The following is a 15,243-nucleotide window of genomic DNA, read 5'->3' as shown; positions in this document are numbered from 1 at the left end:
GGTCGCCGGCAGCGGTGTTCCGCGATCAGGGGACGGTGCGCTCGATGGCGGCGGCGCCGTCACGCTCCAGTTCCTCGCGGGCCTTCTCGATGTTCTCCGGCGTCGGGTCCTTGCCCTCGGCCTCGGCCAGGTCGATCGGGTCCCACGGCTGATCGGCGCCGGTACGGATCTCCGGCTCCTCGCCCGGAGCCAGGAACTCCGGAGAATCGGAGTCCTTGCCACCGCCGGTGATGAACGCGTCGACCGCGACGTCGTCCTCGATGGCGTCGGCGACTTCCGGCGTCTCTTCCAGTGGCTGAATCTCGTCGGTCATGGTGTCCTCCCCAGGGGTGCTCAGTCGGTTCTTACCCCGTTCCGCGGCCCTCCGACCATGGGGCGGAATCGGACGATCATGCCGACGCCGGTCAAACTGAGCGCTAACTGGACAGGGCCTGCGCGTTACGGATGGACGCTTAGTAGTGGGCCGAATACATTTTCGCCTTGGCGCCCGTTAAAGGACCGCCGGCGGGGGCATGCGCCGGTGGGTCTCGAACCGGCGGGGCCGGTAAGGGGGAGCGCGACGTGACCAGCCTGTCCGATGCTGAGCGGGACGCGTGTGACGCGATGCAGGCCTTGGCCGGTCTGGCGGCCCTGCTGCGCCGGACGGCAGCGGAGATACCCGGCCTCGACGCGGACGACCCCTCGGCCGACGACGCGCGCCGCCTGCTGCTCAGCCTGGCCGAGGACGGCAGCCAGGCAGCCTCCCGAGTAGTCTCCTACCTGCGCGAACAGCGCGGCGCAGGCGACGGCGAACTCGTCTCGGTACCACCCCATTTGGGCCCGTGGCGCGAGTGGACACCACCCCGCGGCCACCTGTTCGGGGTGGCCGCGACGACACGCCGCGCCCCCAACGAGGTCCCCCAGCCCCGCCGCAGCGACCCCGGCGAGTAACCACCCCGGATCGCCCAGCGAGTAACCAGCCTGGCTCGCCCAGCGAGTAACCGCCCGGGATCGCCCGCCGAATAACCATCCTGGAGCGTCCGGCGGGAGCCATCCGCTCCGCGCATCGGCAGCCCTCGACCGCCGTGTCACCTCACGGTGTGTGGCATCACGTGTGCCCGCCCTCACTGCGGCGCTTCTCCCGCCCACCTTGACGACCCCACCCGTCGAACCGCCCGACAAGTCGGACTTGTGCTACAGCGGCCGGAGGGTGGAGCGACCGGAGGGTGGAGCACCGGACGTGGAGCACCGGATGTGGAGTGACCGGACGGTGGCTCAGCCGGAGGATGGAGCGACCGGACGGTGGTCTGCTTCTCAGCGCCCGCCCCCACGGCAGTGCAAACTTCAGCTCACCCGGTCCCAATACCCGCCGGACCCACCCGACAAATACGACTTGTACCAGAGGTGAGGCGGCCGGACCGTGACGCTGCTTCATGCTCACGGCCGCTCAACTTCAATCCGCTCAATCGTGCCGAGCGTCGAATCCGCCCGACAACTTCGGCTCGATTCGAAGAGTGAGGCGACCGGGCTGCTTCGATGGCGTGCGGTCGAAGGGGCGGCGCGGCCCAAAGGTGCCCGGCCGGATGGTGTGAGGCTTGGGCGGGAGGCGGCGGGGGCGGGCTGAGGCGGGTACGGCTGATAGGGAAAGTGCGGCCGGGGGTGTGGCCTTGTAGTGGCACGGCCCGGGATGTGTGGCTCGGTGGATGGTCTTGCCTGCATCCGACAAGTCCGACTTTTGGTACGGGTGTCCAACGTATGTATGGCGCCCGCCTTGGTGGGGTGGCGCGGCGCGCTGGGTGGTGGGGGGGGGTCTACGAGCGCAGCGTTTCTGAGGGGGACTCGCCGAACTTGGTGCGGTAGGCCGAGGCGAAGCGGCCCAGGTGGGCGAAGCCCCAGCGGTGGGCGACTGCGGCGACCGTCACCCGTAAGGGGTCGGCCAGGCGCAGGGCCTCGCGGGCGCGGCCGAGGCGTACCTGTTGCAGGTAGGTCATGGGGGCCACGCCCACGTGGCGGCGGAAGCCGTCCTGGAGGGAGCGGACGCTCATGCCGGCTATCCGGGCCAGGTCGGTCACGGTGAACGGGCGTTCCGGCTCGCTCTGGATGGCCTCCACCACGCGGCGGATGGCGCGTGGGGGGCCGGGGGCGGCCGGGCCGGTCAGCTCCTGGTGGTAGCGGTGCGGCACGCTCAGCAGCAGGCCGCTCAGGACGGCGCTGCGGAGCTGTTCGGCGATCATCGGCTGGTAGAACAGGCTCTGGGTGAACTCGAGTTCGTCGCGGAGCAGGCGGACCAGCCGGCTCCAGCTGTGGCCGGGGCCGCTCGACAGGTCGATCTCGGGTGGGAGGTCGATCGGTCCCTCGATCGGGCGACCCAGCAGGCCGGAGAGCTCCTCCTCCAGGGCCTTGCGCTCGATCTTCACCGCGAGCTCGGCCGAGTGGGCCTCGCGGGAGGTGTAGACGGGGCTGCCGGGACCGAAAACCACCCCCCGGGACGGCGTGGCGACGATGTCGTGGCCGGCGTGCCGGGCGTGCAGGCGTCCGCTGGTCGGCATGCTGACGTGGTACGCGTCGAGTTCGGCCACGAGCAGTGTCACGGCGGTGGCGAAACTGAGCTGGCCGACGGTGAGCGGTCCGAGTTGGATCAGTTCCATACCCAGCCCGAAGGTGCCGGCGCCGTCGGGCAGGTCCACTGCTACGGGGTAGTAGAACCGATTTAGCAAGGTACGTGCTTGATCGATGTCCACGCTGCTGAGATGGACGACGTCCGCCGCCCCGGATAACGCGTGGGCGGACCTCGGAAAGACCTCAGCCATGCCGAGATGAGCTCCATCGCATACGGTGAGTATTCGGCCCCGGTACGTGGAACGTCAACGTTCCCGCCACGCGCTGACCGTTCCAGCACATTCAGGCCATATGAACTACTCTGGCGTTCCGCGCCTACGTGGCGTAACTTGCAGACCAGCGGATTGTTGTTGGAACGCGGTCGGAGAGCGGCACCCGGGTGAGGTGTCCGACCACACTGAGACCATGAATTGAAACCACGGTCAGGGGTGTGTCCTCCACGCGGAAGGTCGGCGTCGGCCCCGCTCGACGCCAGGAAGAGGGCAGCCGTGTATCTGCCGATCACCACCCGCCAGTTGGCCGACGGAACCGTTGAGATCGCGCCCAGCGGGGAGATCGACCTGGACAACGCCCACGTGATGCGGGACGCCGTCAACGACGTGCTGACCAGCTCCACGCCGGGCAAGATCTGTCTTGACCTTCAGCGGGTCATGTTGATCGACAGCATCGGCATCGGCATCCTGGTCGCCTGCTTCCATACGGCCGCCGCCAGCGGGGTCAAGCTGGTGGTCAGCCACCCGAGCCCCACGGTCTACCGTCAGCTCTGGGTGTCCGGGCTGGTGGGGCTCCTCGGGTGCGCGGAGCCGCCCTCACCCCGTACGTCGGTGGGTCTCCGGCCTTCCTGATCTTCCTGCCTGCTTGGATCGAGCGCATGAACGTTCTGCGCTCGATCGCGCTTTTCCTGCTGGCCGCGCTGGCCGAGATCGGCGGCGCCTGGCTGGTCTGGCAGGGCGTTCGCGAGCAGCGGGGGCTGCTGTTCGCCGGCGCGGGGGTGGTCGCGCTCGGGGCGTACGGCTTCGTGGCGACCCTGCAGCCCGACGCGAACTTCGGGCGCATCCTGGCCGCGTACGGCGGAATCTTCGTGGCCGGCTCGCTGGCCTGGGGAATGCTGGTCGACGGCTTCCGGCCCGACCGTTACGACCTGATCGGCGCCGCCGTGTGCCTGGCCGGGGTGGGCATCATCATGTACCCACCCCGGTGAACAGGCTCAGTGCATGGAGAGAGCGGCGGCTTCCTCCTGGGCGCGGCGCTCGTCACCGCTGAGGGTCGACAGCGGCTTCTCCTTGATGAAGACCACGGCGATGACCGCGAGGAACGCGATGGGCGCGGCCACCAGGAACAGGTCGGACGTCGCCGTACCGTAAATGTCCTTGACCACGGCCAGCACCTGCGGCGGCAGCGTGCTGACGTCCGGCACCTCGGCCGAGCCGCCGGAGGTGGCGGCCGCGCCGAACTTCTCGGTGAACAGCGTCGTCACCCGGCTGGCCAGGACGGCGCCGAGCGCGCTCACCCCGATCGCGCCGCCCATGCTGCGGAAGAAGGTCAGCGCGGAGGTGGCCGCGCCGAGCTCGGCCGCCGGCACGTCGTTCTGCGCGGCCAGCACCAGGTTCTGCATGAGCATGCCGACGCCGATGCCGAGCACCGCCATGAAGACCGAAAGCGTCAGCACGCTGGTCCGGGCGTCGATGGTGCTCAGCAGCAGCATGCCGATGGTCATCACGATCGCGCCGGCGACCAGGTAAATCTTCCACTTGCCAGTTTTCGTGATGAGGGCTCCGGCCACCGTCGAGGAGACCAGCAGACCGAAAATCATCGGCAGGCTCATGAGGCCGGCGACCGTCGGGGACTTACCGAGCGCGACCTGGAAGTACTGCGACAGGAAGACCGTTCCGCCGAACATGGCCACGCCGACGAGCACGCTGGCGATGACGGTCAGGGTGACCGTACGGTTGCGGAAGATGCGCAGCGGCACCACCGGCTCGGGCGCCTTGGACTCGGCCCACACGGCCAGGGCCAGCAGGACGACGCCGCCCACGACGAAGACCGCGGTCTCCCACGACGCCCAGTCGAAGTGCTGACCGGCCAGCGTGGACCAGATCAGCAGCGTGCTCACGCCGGCCGTGATCAGCAGCGCGCCCAGCCAGTCGATTTTCACCTCGCGGCGCGACGTCGGCAGGTGCAGCGTCTTCTGGAGCAGGATGATGGCGGCGATCGAGAACGGCACGCCGATGAAGAAGCACCAGCGCCAGCCCAGCCACGACGTGTCCACCATGACGCCGCCGATCAGCGGGCCGGCGATGGTGGCGACGCCGAAGACCGCGCCGAAGATGCCCGAGTACCGGCCCAGCTCCCGCGGCGGGATGATCGAGGCCATCACGATGGTGGCGAGCGCGGTCATGCCGCCCGCGCCGATGCCCTGCACGGCCCGGCTGACGATCAGGACACCGACGTCCGGGGTGAAGCCGGCAATCAGTGAGCCGGCTACGAAAAGCAGCAACGAGAGCTGGACCAGCAGTTTCTTGCTGTAGAGGTCGGCGAGCTTGCCCCAGAGCGGGACGGTGGCGGTCATCGCCAGCAGCTCGGTGGTGACGATCCAGGTGTACACGGACTGGCTGCCGCCGAGGTCGGCGATGATCCGGGGGAGCGCGTTGGAGACGACGGTCGAGGCGAGGATCGCCACGAACATGCCCAGCATCAGCCCGGAGAGCGCCTGCACGACCTCGCCGCGCGACATCCGCCCACCGGTCACCTCCTGGGTGGCTGTCATCGGTTGCCTTTCTTCTTCTCAAAGTTGAGGCCCTCGGCCAGGACGCCGAAGGCCTCGCGGACGATTTCGAGGAGGTCGCCGGCGCCGTCGGTGTCGGCCCAGCGCATCATCGCGGCGCGGACGGCGGTGCCGGTCAGCGTGGCCGCGAGCAGGGGGAAGAAGTCGTCGGCGGGCAGGTCCAGCCGGGTGGCGATCGCCTCGGCCGACTCCTGCTCGGCGACGGCACCACGGGCGACGAGGATCGGCAGCAGAGCCGGGTTGTTCTTGATGACGCGCATCCGCAGCAGCCACAACTCCCGGTCGGCCTGAAACTGCTCGATCTCGGGGGTGAGCGCGGTCAGCACGGCCGGGATCAGCGGCACCTCGGCCGGCAGGGCGAGCAGCCGGTCGCAGACCGAGGGCCCATCGGCGATCTGCTCCCCGATGATGGCGTCGTCCTTGGTCGCGAAGTAGTTGAAGAACGTCCGTGGCGACACGTCGGCCGCCTCGCTGATCTCCTCCACTGTCACGTGGTCGAGCCCGCGTTCGTCGGCCAGCCGCAGGGCCGCGCTCATCAGCGCCGACCGCGTCTGCTGCTTCTTGCGATCCCGTCGACTGAGCACGGTCGAAGGCTAAGCGCTAACTTGCAGTGCCTGCAAACTTTTATTGACTGCAAGTGACCTGAGTCTCTCCGGAGAGCCGCAGGAACTCCTCGCACCGCTCCCAGAAGCGCCCCGCCGCCGGACAGTCGTAGTCCGGTAGGTCCTCGTCGACCCAGAGATGCCCGACCCCCGGATAGCGGTACACCTCGAAGGCCGCGCCACCCCGCGTCATGCTCTCGGTCCACTTGGCCACGGCGGCCGGCGGCACGAACTCGGCATCCGGATCAGCCGCGTGCAGTTGGGCCCGCAATCCCGGCCGTACGGGATCAATCGCTCTCGCACCCGCCACCATGACCACCCCGGCCGTCCGCGGCCGCTCGGGCAGCAGCGCCTCGATCACACCGACGCCCATCGAGAAACCCACCAAAACCGCCTCCGGCGGCAGTTTCCGTACGGCGTCCCGACCGCGCTCGACGATCCCGGCCCACCCCACCTTGTCCGCCAGCGCGAACCCCTCCGCCAGGTCCCCGGTCGCGGGAAACCCGTAAAGATCGGGTGCCACGACGTCATGCCCGGCGTCCCGAAGGCGTTCCGCCGCCCGCAGAACCGACGCCCGAAGCCCGTAAACCGAATGAAAAAGCGCAACCGATCCCACCCGGCCCATGCTGCCCGATCTCACCGGTTGCGGGGCCGGCTCACCGGTCAGGCGCCATTGTGCGCCCGTCCCGAGCCCCATCGCATCATTCGAAAGAACGCCCTTTTCGGGGTAGACACCCGGCCTGAGCTGATCATTTCCGAATACCACAACTCCGGCGTTCGGCTTTTTGTCGTCCTGCCATTCCCGCAGCCTGGGAGGGTGTACGTTGCAGTCTGCCCAGTGACTGCCTGCTGCTTCCAGACTGCTAGCCAGCAGATCAGAGCACAGCAGTCTGACGTCACCGACGCCTAGAGATGAGCCTGACATGCCTCAACGGCGATGCTTGCCAGCTTGTAGAGCGGTAGCAGACAGATACACTTCAGATTGCACCTCACAATCTGCTAGCCAGCAGATGGAAGTTTGCGAGGGCGGGGAGATGATCGGTAATGGCTGAGTCAGTGGACCCCTCGGTCCAGCGACTGGCCTTGCGCTTGCAGCTTCGCCAGCTCCGGCTGGACGCGGGGCTGAAGCAGAAGGACGTTGCCGGCACCCTGGAATGGTCGCCATCGAAGATTTTGAGGATCGAGAGCGGTGAGAACGGCGTCAGCAACACCGATCTCCAAGCTCTTCTCCAGATCTACAAGGTCACCGATCCGCGCAAGAAGGAAGAGCTGTCCACCCTGGCCCGGGAGGGCCGGCGACAGGTCTCGAGTGCGTACGACGACGTGCTGAGCAAGGAAATTCAGCTCCTGCGTCGGTACGAGAAGTCGGCGTCGATCATTCGCCAGTTCGAGCCGGTCGTGATCGCAGGTCTGCTCCAGACCAGGGAATATGCGGAGACCATGCTTCGGCTTTACGCCTCGCCGGACGACTCCGAAAGGGTCATCCAGCGTCGTGTCGAAGCCCGGCTCGAACGGCAGGAGCTCCTCGAAAGCGAGGACCCGCCGGAAATGTTCTTCATCCTGGACGAGGCGGCGGTCCGCCGGCGCATCGGTTACGAGGCCGGCCCCACGGGACATTCGGTCATGCGCCAGCAGATCGAGCATCTCAAGAAGATCAACGAGCACCCGCGGGTCAGCATTCAGATCATGCCGTTCGCCATCGGGGGCTATCAGGGCATGCGCGGACCGTTCACCTTGCTCGAGTTCGCCGAGGCCGCGCTGAGTGACCTGCTCTACCTGGAGAGCGTCAATGGCGAGTACATCAAGCGGGAGGAGCCGTCCGAGACGCGGCCCTACCTGGAGCAGTTCTGGGACATGGAAAACCGCGCAACGCCCAAGGATCAGCTGAACGACTTCCTTGACGGGGTGCTGAGCAGCATGGAAAGCGACCGGGCCGCGATGGGTGACTCCGCCACGACCTAGCAAACCGCAGTGAACGGCCCTGATCGACCCTTCGGGGGGTGCCAAGTGGACGTGCTCATTCTCATCGCCGAGATCGCCATGGTCCATGCGCCGACGAATCGATCGGGGCTGTTCGCCTTCGCGCCGGTGATCGGTCATGCCTAGATCCCGGCGGCCCGGAGGGCCGCCGCCGAGGCCGCGCGAGGAGCTGCCGCAAAATGTGCCGCAGCTCGCCGCCTACGTCATGCGCCTGGTCGTCCAGAATGTGCTGGGCGACTGGGACAAGACGTTGCAGCTCTTGATGCTCGGATTGCTGCCGATCCTCTCGGTCTGTGTCGGCGTGGTGCTGGTCCTCGGGCTCGTGCCGCTGAACTGGGGACTCATCTTCTGCAGCTTCCTGGCCACCGGTCTCGGTGTCTCACCCACGCGGCGGGTGGTCAGGCACATGCGGACGCGCCGTCAGCGGCGTCTCACCGGTGGCGCCACGCGCTCGACAGGCGACGAAACGCCGAGGAGAGAAGAAGGATGATCGCCGGCCCGGCCACGAAGGCGATCAGTAGGGTCAACACCGCGCGTGCCGGGCCGAGGCCGCTCTCGTCGCCGTGCCAGACGACCGGGCCCAGCGCGTAGCCGGCGCCGAAAGCCAAGATGCCGGCGGCGGCCAACGACACGAGGGCGAACAGGGCCGCGGCCGGGGAGCCGTCCCACAGCTCGGCGTTGGCTTCCTCGGCCGGCCTCGGAACACTTGGTGGTGGCATGGCACCTCCTCTGCTCGCGCCGGTCCGAGACACACCATCAGACCGGCCGGACGCGTCGGGCGTGGGCCAATTCTGCCCTATTACCCGGCGGTAGGGCTTCCTCTGATGAGCCGGTACTAGGGCGGACGCGATCGTCCCCAATGGTCTTGATCTATGTCTGTCCCTACACTGGCGGTGCCTGCCCAAGCACTGTGTGAAGTGTCCGCGTGGGCGCGTATCGCCGATCGGCCGGGTCGCAGCGAGGAGGGCGTGTGGCTGAACTCGAGAAAGGCCCTAGCGGCTGGAAGAAGAGCTCAAGGAGCGCACAGGGGAATTGTGTCGAGGTCAACCTGGGTGACGAAATCAAGATCAGGGACACCAAGGATCGTGCGGGTGCCGTGCTGTCGGTGTCGCCGGAGGCTTGGACCGAATTCCTCGATGGCGTACGGCGCGGTGAGTTCGACGTGCGCTGACCGGGTCGGCTATCCGACAGGCCTTCGGGCCGGTGATCTCGATGGGCGGTACGGTCCGGGGTGTGGACCGGCTGCTGCAGTTCGTGCATCGGGACGGCATTCTCGATCTTGGATGGGGTCATCCGCGGCCTGAGCTGTTGCCTGTGGAGGCGTGGGCGGAGGCTGGGGCTGCGGCGGCGCGGGAGTTCGGGTGGCGGGGGCTTGCCTACGGGCGAGATGTGGGGCCGGGGCCGCTGATCGACTGGCTGGCGGGGCGGGAGGATGCGGGGGCGGCTGCGGAGACCTTTGTGACGGCGGGGGCCTCTCAAGGGCTGGCGCTCGTCGCTGAGGTGCTGACCGAGCCGGGGGATGTGGCGCTCGTCGAAGCGCCCACCTATCACCTGGCCCTGCGCGTGCTGGCCGACCGGGGGCTTGAGCTGGTGCCGGCGCCCGGTGACGACGACGGGGTTCTCCCGGACGCGGTGGCCGGGCAGCTTCGCGAGCTGCGGGCGAGTGGGCGGCGGGTGCCTGTTCTCTACCTGGTTCCCACCTTCGCCAATCCGACCGGGCGCAGTCTGCCTGAACAGCGACGGCGGGCCCTGGTCGAGCTCGCGCGGCGCGAAAGTCTCACGGTTGTCGAGGATGACACCTATCGGGAGCTTTCGTACGCGGGCGCGGCGCCGCCCTCGCTGTGGCGGCTCGCCGAGGGGGCCGGTGTGGTGCGGCTCGGATCGTTCGCCAAGGCGGTGGCGCCGGGGCTGCGGCTCGGGTGGATCAATGCGGCGCCGGCGATCGTCGGGCGGCTGGCCGATCTGGGGTTTGTGGACAGTGGTGGCGGCGTGAACCACTCGGTGGCGCTGACCATGGCCGTGTTCGGTGCCAGTGGGGCGTACGACAGGCACCTCGCCATGATCCGGGAACGGTATGCGGCTCAGCGGGACGCCCTGGTCGAGGGCCTGAGCCGGGTGGCGGCACCGGACGGTGGCTGGTTCCTGTGGGTGCCGACGCCGGACGGTGTGCACGCCGACGATCTGCTCGCGGCGGCCGAGCGGCACGGGACGTCGTTCGTGCCGGGGAGCCGGTTCCATGTCGGTGGGCAGGGCGGCGCGGGATACGTACGGCTGAGCTTCTCGCATCTTCCGCCGCCGGATCTGGCCGAGGCGGCCCGGCGGCTGACGCGGGCTATGACAGGAAGCTGACGGTCTCCTCGATCGCGCGGGTGACGTGGGGTTCGCCGTCGTAGAGGTCGACGTGCCGGTCCGTGTCCAGCCAGACGGTCTGGTCGGCGGCCATGGCGGTGGCCAGGTCGGGCGAGCAGTAGTCGTCCTTGCGGCCGTGGATGATGAGGCTGGGTGGGAGCAGGGGGCGTACGCCCAGAACGTCCAAAGTCATCAGGCTGTGCAGCGAGCCTCGGGTCACGCGGTTCGTCCAGTTGGCGGTGTGGGTGGAGTAGTAGGACCAGGGTTCCTCGCCGGGCATCGCGGCCTCGCCGGTGGCGAAGACCGCGGGCAGGAACTCGTCGTAGCGGGCGATCATGTCGTCGAGGGCCGCGCGGTAGGAGGGCAGGCCCATGCGGGAGGCGAACCAGGCGGGGCTGTTGTACGCGCCGGCGATGCCGACCACGGCGGTGACCCGAGGGTCCGTCGCGGCCGCCCTCATGGCGTATCCGCCGCCCAGGCAGATGCCGACCAGGGCGACTCGATAGTCGGAGGCCAGCAGGGAGACGGCCGCGCGCAGGTCGGCCAGTTTGCCCTGGCTGTCCTCGTGCTGGGGGCGGCCCTCGCTCTGGCCGAAGCCGCGGTGGTCGAAGGCCAGGGTGGTGAAGCCGGCGGCGGCCAGCCGCTCGGCGTACAGGCCGGTCACCTGCTCCTTCACGCCGGTGAAGGGTCCGGTCAGGACGATCGCGCGGTCGGAGTCGGCGCGGCGCAGGACGCCGGCCAGGGCCAGGCCCTCGCTACTGATGGTCACTCGTTCGGTCACGTCGTGACACTAGGCTGCGGGCGTGGCAGATCGACAGAAGGCACTTCCGGGTGCCCATCAGGCTGTGGTGCCGGACGTGCTCGAGGAGAGCTGCGTGACCCGGCAGGCACTGGAACGGCTGGCCGCGAAGTGGCGGGTCCTGCTGATCTACTCGCTGCTGGCCGGGCCGCGGCGGCCGGCCGAGTTACGCCGGCGGGTGCCGGGGATCACCCAGAAGATGCTGACCGAGACGCTGCGCGGGATGGAGGCGGACGGGCTGGTCGAGCGCCGGGTGCTCAAGGAGGCCGCGCCCCAGCATGTCGAGTACGAGCTCACGGCGCTCGGGCTCACCCTGCAGGAGCCGCTGGCCGCGATCTGCGAGTGGGCCTCGGTCAATCATTGAGCTGGGCCCGCTCGATCTCGGCCAGGGCCGCGGTGAACACGGCCCGGACCTCCCGGCCGTGCAGCAACTCGGCCAGCAGCAGAGCCGCGTGGCGGGCCAGGACGTCCGGTTTCGGGGGCGGGGTGTCGTCTTCCTCCAGTACGCCGAGAGCGCCCGCCAGCAGGAGCAGGATGACGTGGGGGTCGACGTCGGGCTGCCAGGCGGCGGCCGACCGGACGGAACGCTCCAGCACGTCGCGCACGGCGTCGCCGTCCAGGCCGTCGGGGTGGGCCTCCTCGAGCAGCAGGCGGGTCGCCGTGCCGAGGACCAGGCCGTGGTCGAGGGCGGCCAGGTCGCCGACGGCCGCGTCGAACGCGCCGGCGTCGTGGGCCCGGGCCGCGGTGACCGCCTCGGTGGCCGCGGCGGCGATGGGCCGGGCGGGAGCCGGCAGATGCCGCCAGTTCTGTTCCATGACGAGGACCATAACGACTACCTCCGACAAAAAAGGAAGATGACGGCATGGCATCTCAGCTTCAGCAAGCGATGGCCGCGCGGGTCGCGCGCGGCGAGTTCCCGGGCCTGGTCGCGCTGGTCGCGCGGGGCGACGACGTATTGGTCGAGGCGGTCGGAGTGACCGCGTTCGGCGGGGACGTGCCGATGCGGCGGGACACGCCGTTCCGGATCGCCTCGATGACCAAACCGGTGATGGCCGTGGCCACCCTGATGCTCGCCGAGGACGACGTCCTGGACCTCGAGGAGCCGGTCGCGAAATTCCTGCCCGAGCTCGCCGGACAGCGGGTGCTGGCCCGGCCCGACGGCCCGCTCGGCGAGACCGTCGCGGCCGAGCGGCCGGTCACCGTCGAGGACCTGCTGACCTTCACGTTGGGCTTCGGCGCGATCATCGACGGTGATCAGGTCGACCCGCCATGGCCGATCGTCCGGGCCTGGCAGGAGCTCGACCTGCACATGCTCGGAATGTTCCCGCGCATCCCGCACGACCCGGACGAGTGGATCAAGCGGTTCGGGTCGCTGCCGCTGATCACCCAGCCGGGCCGGCGATGGAACTACAACGCGGGCACGCTCGTGCTGAGCGTGCTGCTGGCCCGGGCCGCCGGCCGGCCGCTCGGCGACCTGCTGCGCGAGCGGATCTTCGAGCCGCTCGGCATGCGGCACACCGGCTTCTCGCTGCCGCTGCCGCTCGCCGCCGAGATCCCCACGCAGTACGAGCACGGTGAGGTCCAGGAGATGGGCGACTGGAGCCGGCCGCCGGCGTTCCCGTCCGGGTCGGGCGGTCTGATCTCCACCGCCGACGACTATCTGGCCTTCGCCCGGCTGCTGCTCGGCAAGGGGGTACACGGGGGGACGCGCCTGCTCTCGGAGAAGTCCGTCGAGGCGATGACCACCAACCATCTGACTCCGGAGCAGATCGAGTCGGGTTCCTTCTTCCTCGATGGCAGCGGATGGGGCTACGGTCTGGCCGTCACCGTCAAGGCGGACGAGGTGTCCGGGCCGGGGCGGTACGGCTGGTCCGGCGGGTGCGGCACGACGTGGTTCAACGACCCTCGTGAGGGCGTCACGTTGATCGTGCTGAGCCAGGTCTCGGACCTGCTGTGGAACGGGACGCTCGGCGAGTTCGGCAAACTGGCGTACACCATCCGTCCTTAGGAGGCGCGATGACCAGTCTCGACGCGGTGACGGCGTGGGTCGGCAACTATCGGAAGGCCTGGGAAACGAACGATCCGAGGCACATCGGCGATCTGTTCGCCGAGGACGCGGCGTACTTCACCGAGCCGTACGCCAAGCCCTGGCTGGGCCGCGACACGATCGTCGAGAAGTGGCTCGAGATCAAGGACGAGCCCGGCTCCACCACCTTCGAGTGGCATCCGGTCCTGGTCACCGAGGAGCTGGCGATCATCGAGGCCACGACCGTCTATCCCAACGACGTCTACAGCAATCTGTGGGTGCTGCGCCTGGACCACCTGGGCCAGGCGCGCCAGTTCACCGAGTGGTGGATGAAGCACCCCCGGACGTAGCCACCGGGAGCAGCAGGCGCGACCCGGCACAGTGGATGGTGTGCACCGACGGAACCAGGGTGCGCGACGCGGCGGGGGTGCCGGGCAGGCCGGGGTTGCGGGCGAACCGCGGGAACGAGCCACCGGAGATCTGGAGCCGGAGGCGGTGACCGGCGCGCAGGCGGTGGAAGCACGAGTCCATGGTCAGCGAGAGATGGTGCACGTCGCCGGCGGGTACGGACGGGTCGAGCCGATGCAGCTGGTCGGAGAAGTTGCGAGAGCGGCCGTGCCCGTCGACGTCGCAGAGGCGCACGAAGACGTCGGCGTGCGCCGGGTCGACCGCGAGGGCCAGCTCCAGCGTCGGTGAGCCGATCACGTCGACGGCGGTCGGCAGCGGGTCGGTGGTGAAGGTGACCACGTCGGGCCGCGACTCGAGCGCGCGGTTGTCCTTGACGCCCATCGAGCCGGTCAGGGTGCGGCCGCCGACGGTCGGCGTGGGCCGCCGCGGGTCGTACCGGAAACTCACGGTCCCCTCCTCGGGCCCGACCCGGACGACGCCCGGAACCGCGGGTGTCGAATCCGGGGCGGCCGGTGGGGTGGCCGCGGGGGAGGCGGAGAGCGTGAGCCGGCGCGAGGCGTGCAGCTGAAAGACCGCGGGGGTGGCCGCCGGTGGCCAGGCGGGCAGCTCGTGCCAGCGGCGTTCACCGGTCCGGTAGACGCGGACCGGTGAACGGCGGGCCGGTGGACCGTCCGCCAGATGCTCCTCGAGCCAGGCCAGGCCCTCGCGGGCCACGACGCCGGCTCCCCGCAGGCCGAGTTGCAGGTGGGTCCACGGCCCGACGGTCAAGGCGACATCGACGCCACGGGCGCGCAGGGACTCGTACTGGAAAAGGGTCTGAGTCAAGAAAAGATCTTGCCAGCCACCGATCAAAAGGGTCGGTGTGGAAACGGCGGAGAGGGCGTCGCCGGCGCGATACGGCTGCCACCACGGATCGTCGCCGTCGGGGTGTGAAAGCCATTCGCGATACCAGGGCGCGCGGCCGCGCAGAACCGGATCGGCCGCGTCCGGCATCGGCAGGCCCGTCAATGCGGGACGGAGCCGGCGCGGCGCGGAGGCGCCGTTGCGTACCCGGGAAAGCAGTCCGCCGTCCTCCTGATGGGCGATCATGTCGCTCCAGCCGAGGAAATCTCCGAGGGTGAAAGCGCCGGTGCCGAAGACCGCCTCGCGGAAATCATGCGGGCCGACCAGGACGATGGCGGCGCGCAGTTCGGGCGGTGGATCTCGCATCAGTGCCCATTGCGCCCAGCCCAGATAGGACGCGCCCATGGTGGCCAGCCGGCCGTCGAACCAGGGCTGTTCGCGCAGCCAGGCGACCGTGTCCTGACCGTCCTCGGCCTCCTGCGCCATCGGGCGGAACGAGCCGCCCGAGCCGAAAGTGCCGCGCACGCTCTGGATGACGACGTGGTAGCCGCGCGCGGCGTAAAGCCGTCCTTCCAGGGCCGAACTCGGGAAGCCGCGGCCGTACGGGGTGCGGATCAGCACCGTGCCTTTCGGCCGGGAAACGCGCGGCGCGAAGTGGTCGGCGGCCAGGGTGACGCCGTCGCGCAGCGGAACGCGCACGGCGGCGACGGAGTAGCCGTTGGTCGCCGAGGCGACCCGTAACAATCGGCCGAGAGCCGCGTCCGCGAAACGAAAAGCCATGATCAATTCCTTCCCGGGGCCATCGAAACAATAAGCCAAATGCGAATGTGAAGGCCATTCGAGTGGGTCTCGG

At 69.0% G+C, this 15,243-nt stretch carries 19 protein-coding genes; 10 read left to right on the top strand and 9 right to left on the bottom strand.

Features of this window, described 5'->3' with window-relative positions; all coding sequences use genetic code 11:
- Positions 1-25 precede the first annotated feature (25 nt).
- The gene (locus ACGFJ7_RS03680) at positions 26-313 is read right to left on the bottom strand and encodes a hypothetical protein (RefSeq protein WP_360242808.1); all 288 of its coding nucleotides are present in this window, start codon (positions 311-313) and stop codon (positions 26-28) included.
- A 248-nt stretch (positions 314-561) separates the two neighbouring features.
- On the opposite strand from ACGFJ7_RS03680, the gene ACGFJ7_RS03675 reads away from it, so the two are divergent.
- On the top strand, positions 562-930 hold the full coding sequence (locus ACGFJ7_RS03675; protein ID WP_392640689.1) for a hypothetical protein: 369 nt from the start codon (positions 562-564) through the stop codon (positions 928-930).
- Between the two features lie 860 nt (positions 931-1,790).
- On the opposite strand, the gene ACGFJ7_RS03670 is transcribed toward ACGFJ7_RS03675, so the two are convergent.
- The gene (locus ACGFJ7_RS03670; RefSeq protein WP_392640686.1) at positions 1,791-2,789 is read right to left on the bottom strand and encodes an AraC family transcriptional regulator; all 999 of its coding nucleotides are present in this window, start codon (positions 2,787-2,789) and stop codon (positions 1,791-1,793) included.
- Between the two features lie 297 nt (positions 2,790-3,086).
- Between ACGFJ7_RS03670 and ACGFJ7_RS03665 the strand changes: the two genes are divergently transcribed.
- Complete coding sequence (locus ACGFJ7_RS03665; protein ID WP_097318103.1) at positions 3,087-3,443, top strand: STAS domain-containing protein; 357 nt, start codon at positions 3,087-3,089, stop codon at positions 3,441-3,443.
- Between the two features lie 26 nt (positions 3,444-3,469).
- Positions 3,470-3,799: a YnfA family protein gene (locus ACGFJ7_RS03660; protein WP_360242798.1), complete on the top strand. Its 330-nt coding sequence runs from the start codon at positions 3,470-3,472 to the stop codon at positions 3,797-3,799.
- A 6-nt stretch (positions 3,800-3,805) separates the two neighbouring features.
- Here the strand turns inward: ACGFJ7_RS03660 and ACGFJ7_RS03655 are convergent, their stop codons facing one another.
- From ACGFJ7_RS03655 to ACGFJ7_RS03645, 3 genes are read right to left on the bottom strand one after another with little or no spacing between them, the layout of a single operon-like run.
- On the bottom strand, positions 3,806-5,365 hold the full coding sequence (locus ACGFJ7_RS03655) for an MDR family MFS transporter (RefSeq protein ID WP_392640683.1): 1,560 nt from the start codon (positions 5,363-5,365) through the stop codon (positions 3,806-3,808).
- Positions 5,362-5,967, bottom strand: a complete 606-nt coding sequence (locus ACGFJ7_RS03650; RefSeq protein WP_360242792.1) for a TetR family transcriptional regulator — start codon at positions 5,965-5,967, stop codon at positions 5,362-5,364. The genes ACGFJ7_RS03655 and ACGFJ7_RS03650 overlap by 4 nt, the downstream gene beginning before the upstream one ends.
- Before the next feature lie 40 nt (positions 5,968-6,007).
- Positions 6,008-6,610 carry a dienelactone hydrolase family protein gene (locus ACGFJ7_RS03645; protein ID WP_392641286.1) on the bottom strand — a complete coding sequence of 201 codons (603 nt, stop codon included), beginning with the start codon at positions 6,608-6,610 and terminating at the stop codon, positions 6,008-6,010.
- A 431-nt stretch (positions 6,611-7,041) separates the two neighbouring features.
- Between ACGFJ7_RS03645 and ACGFJ7_RS03640 the strand changes: the two genes are divergently transcribed.
- Together ACGFJ7_RS03640 and ACGFJ7_RS03635 are read left to right on the top strand one after the other, a co-directional pair.
- Positions 7,042-7,947, top strand: coding sequence for a helix-turn-helix transcriptional regulator (locus ACGFJ7_RS03640; protein WP_360242789.1), 906 nt, complete (start codon positions 7,042-7,044; stop codon positions 7,945-7,947).
- A 136-nt stretch (positions 7,948-8,083) separates the two neighbouring features.
- Positions 8,084-8,455, top strand: a complete 372-nt coding sequence (locus ACGFJ7_RS03635) for a hypothetical protein (protein WP_360242786.1) — start codon at positions 8,084-8,086, stop codon at positions 8,453-8,455.
- On the opposite strand, the gene ACGFJ7_RS03630 is transcribed toward ACGFJ7_RS03635, so the two are convergent.
- Entirely contained in the window at positions 8,397-8,684 is a 288-nt protein-coding gene (locus ACGFJ7_RS03630; RefSeq protein WP_360242783.1) for a hypothetical protein, read from the bottom strand. The genes ACGFJ7_RS03635 and ACGFJ7_RS03630 overlap by 59 nt on opposite strands.
- A 251-nt stretch (positions 8,685-8,935) precedes the next feature.
- Between ACGFJ7_RS03630 and ACGFJ7_RS03625 the strand changes: the two genes are divergently transcribed.
- Together ACGFJ7_RS03625 and ACGFJ7_RS03620 are read left to right on the top strand one after the other, a co-directional pair.
- Positions 8,936-9,136 (top strand): DUF397 domain-containing protein, encoded by a 201-nt coding sequence (locus ACGFJ7_RS03625; RefSeq protein WP_360242780.1) that lies wholly within the window; start codon positions 8,936-8,938, stop codon positions 9,134-9,136.
- A 62-nt stretch (positions 9,137-9,198) separates the two neighbouring features.
- On the top strand, positions 9,199-10,314 hold the full coding sequence (locus tag ACGFJ7_RS03620; protein WP_392640678.1) for a PLP-dependent aminotransferase family protein: 1,116 nt from the start codon (positions 9,199-9,201) through the stop codon (positions 10,312-10,314).
- Here ACGFJ7_RS03620 and ACGFJ7_RS03615 read toward each other — a convergent pair.
- Positions 10,298-11,095 (bottom strand): alpha/beta hydrolase, encoded by a 798-nt coding sequence (locus tag ACGFJ7_RS03615; RefSeq protein WP_392640675.1) that lies wholly within the window; start codon positions 11,093-11,095, stop codon positions 10,298-10,300. The genes ACGFJ7_RS03620 and ACGFJ7_RS03615 overlap by 17 nt on opposite strands.
- A 22-nt stretch (positions 11,096-11,117) precedes the next feature.
- On the opposite strand from ACGFJ7_RS03615, the gene ACGFJ7_RS03610 reads away from it, so the two are divergent.
- On the top strand, positions 11,118-11,477 hold the full coding sequence (locus ACGFJ7_RS03610; protein WP_392640672.1) for a winged helix-turn-helix transcriptional regulator: 360 nt from the start codon (positions 11,118-11,120) through the stop codon (positions 11,475-11,477).
- Here ACGFJ7_RS03610 and ACGFJ7_RS03605 read toward each other — a convergent pair.
- Positions 11,467-11,928, bottom strand: a complete 462-nt coding sequence (locus tag ACGFJ7_RS03605; protein ID WP_360242768.1) for a hypothetical protein — start codon at positions 11,926-11,928, stop codon at positions 11,467-11,469. The genes ACGFJ7_RS03610 and ACGFJ7_RS03605 overlap by 11 nt on opposite strands.
- A 47-nt stretch (positions 11,929-11,975) precedes the next feature.
- On the opposite strand from ACGFJ7_RS03605, the gene ACGFJ7_RS03600 reads away from it, so the two are divergent.
- Entirely contained in the window at positions 11,976-13,121 is a 1,146-nt protein-coding gene (locus ACGFJ7_RS03600; RefSeq protein WP_360242765.1) for a serine hydrolase domain-containing protein, read from the top strand.
- 8 nt (positions 13,122-13,129) lie between these two features.
- On the top strand, positions 13,130-13,489 hold the full coding sequence (locus tag ACGFJ7_RS03595; RefSeq protein ID WP_360242762.1) for a nuclear transport factor 2 family protein: 360 nt from the start codon (positions 13,130-13,132) through the stop codon (positions 13,487-13,489).
- Here the strand turns inward: ACGFJ7_RS03595 and ACGFJ7_RS03590 are convergent.
- Complete coding sequence (locus ACGFJ7_RS03590) at positions 13,455-15,170, bottom strand: CocE/NonD family hydrolase (RefSeq protein WP_360242759.1); 1,716 nt, start codon at positions 15,168-15,170, stop codon at positions 13,455-13,457. The genes ACGFJ7_RS03595 and ACGFJ7_RS03590 overlap by 35 nt on opposite strands.
- Positions 15,171-15,243: the final 73 nt, after the last annotated feature.

The organism is Actinoplanes sp. NPDC048988 (assembly GCF_043197815.1).
Lineage (GTDB): Bacteria > Actinomycetota > Actinomycetes > Mycobacteriales > Micromonosporaceae > Actinoplanes.
Note: the sequence above shows the minus strand (reverse complement) of the source record. Positions and strands in the feature narration are given on the sequence as shown.

Coding starts and splice junctions, on each gene's coding strand:
- ACGFJ7_RS03680 (WP_360242808.1), bottom strand. CDS start 313: ATGACCGACGAGATTCAGCCACTGGAAGAGACGCCGGAAGTCGCCGAC.
- ACGFJ7_RS03670 (WP_392640686.1), bottom strand. CDS start 2,789: ATGGCTGAGGTCTTTCCGAGGTCCGCCCACGCGTTATCCGGGGCGGCG.
- ACGFJ7_RS03660 (WP_360242798.1), top strand. CDS start 3,470: ATGAACGTTCTGCGCTCGATCGCGCTTTTCCTGCTGGCCGCGCTGGCC.
- ACGFJ7_RS03655 (WP_392640683.1), bottom strand. CDS start 5,365: ATGACAGCCACCCAGGAGGTGACCGGTGGGCGGATGTCGCGCGGCGAG.
- ACGFJ7_RS03645 (WP_392641286.1), bottom strand. CDS start 6,610: ATGGGCCGGGTGGGATCGGTTGCGCTTTTTCATTCGGTTTACGGGCTT.
- ACGFJ7_RS03635 (WP_360242786.1), top strand. CDS start 8,084: ATGCCTAGATCCCGGCGGCCCGGAGGGCCGCCGCCGAGGCCGCGCGAG.
- ACGFJ7_RS03630 (WP_360242783.1), bottom strand. CDS start 8,684: ATGCCACCACCAAGTGTTCCGAGGCCGGCCGAGGAAGCCAACGCCGAG.
- ACGFJ7_RS03605 (WP_360242768.1), bottom strand. CDS start 11,928: ATGGAACAGAACTGGCGGCATCTGCCGGCTCCCGCCCGGCCCATCGCC.
- ACGFJ7_RS03600 (WP_360242765.1), top strand. CDS start 11,976: ATGGCATCTCAGCTTCAGCAAGCGATGGCCGCGCGGGTCGCGCGCGGC.
- ACGFJ7_RS03595 (WP_360242762.1), top strand. CDS start 13,130: ATGACCAGTCTCGACGCGGTGACGGCGTGGGTCGGCAACTATCGGAAG.
- ACGFJ7_RS03590 (WP_360242759.1), bottom strand. CDS start 15,170: ATGGCTTTTCGTTTCGCGGACGCGGCTCTCGGCCGATTGTTACGGGTC.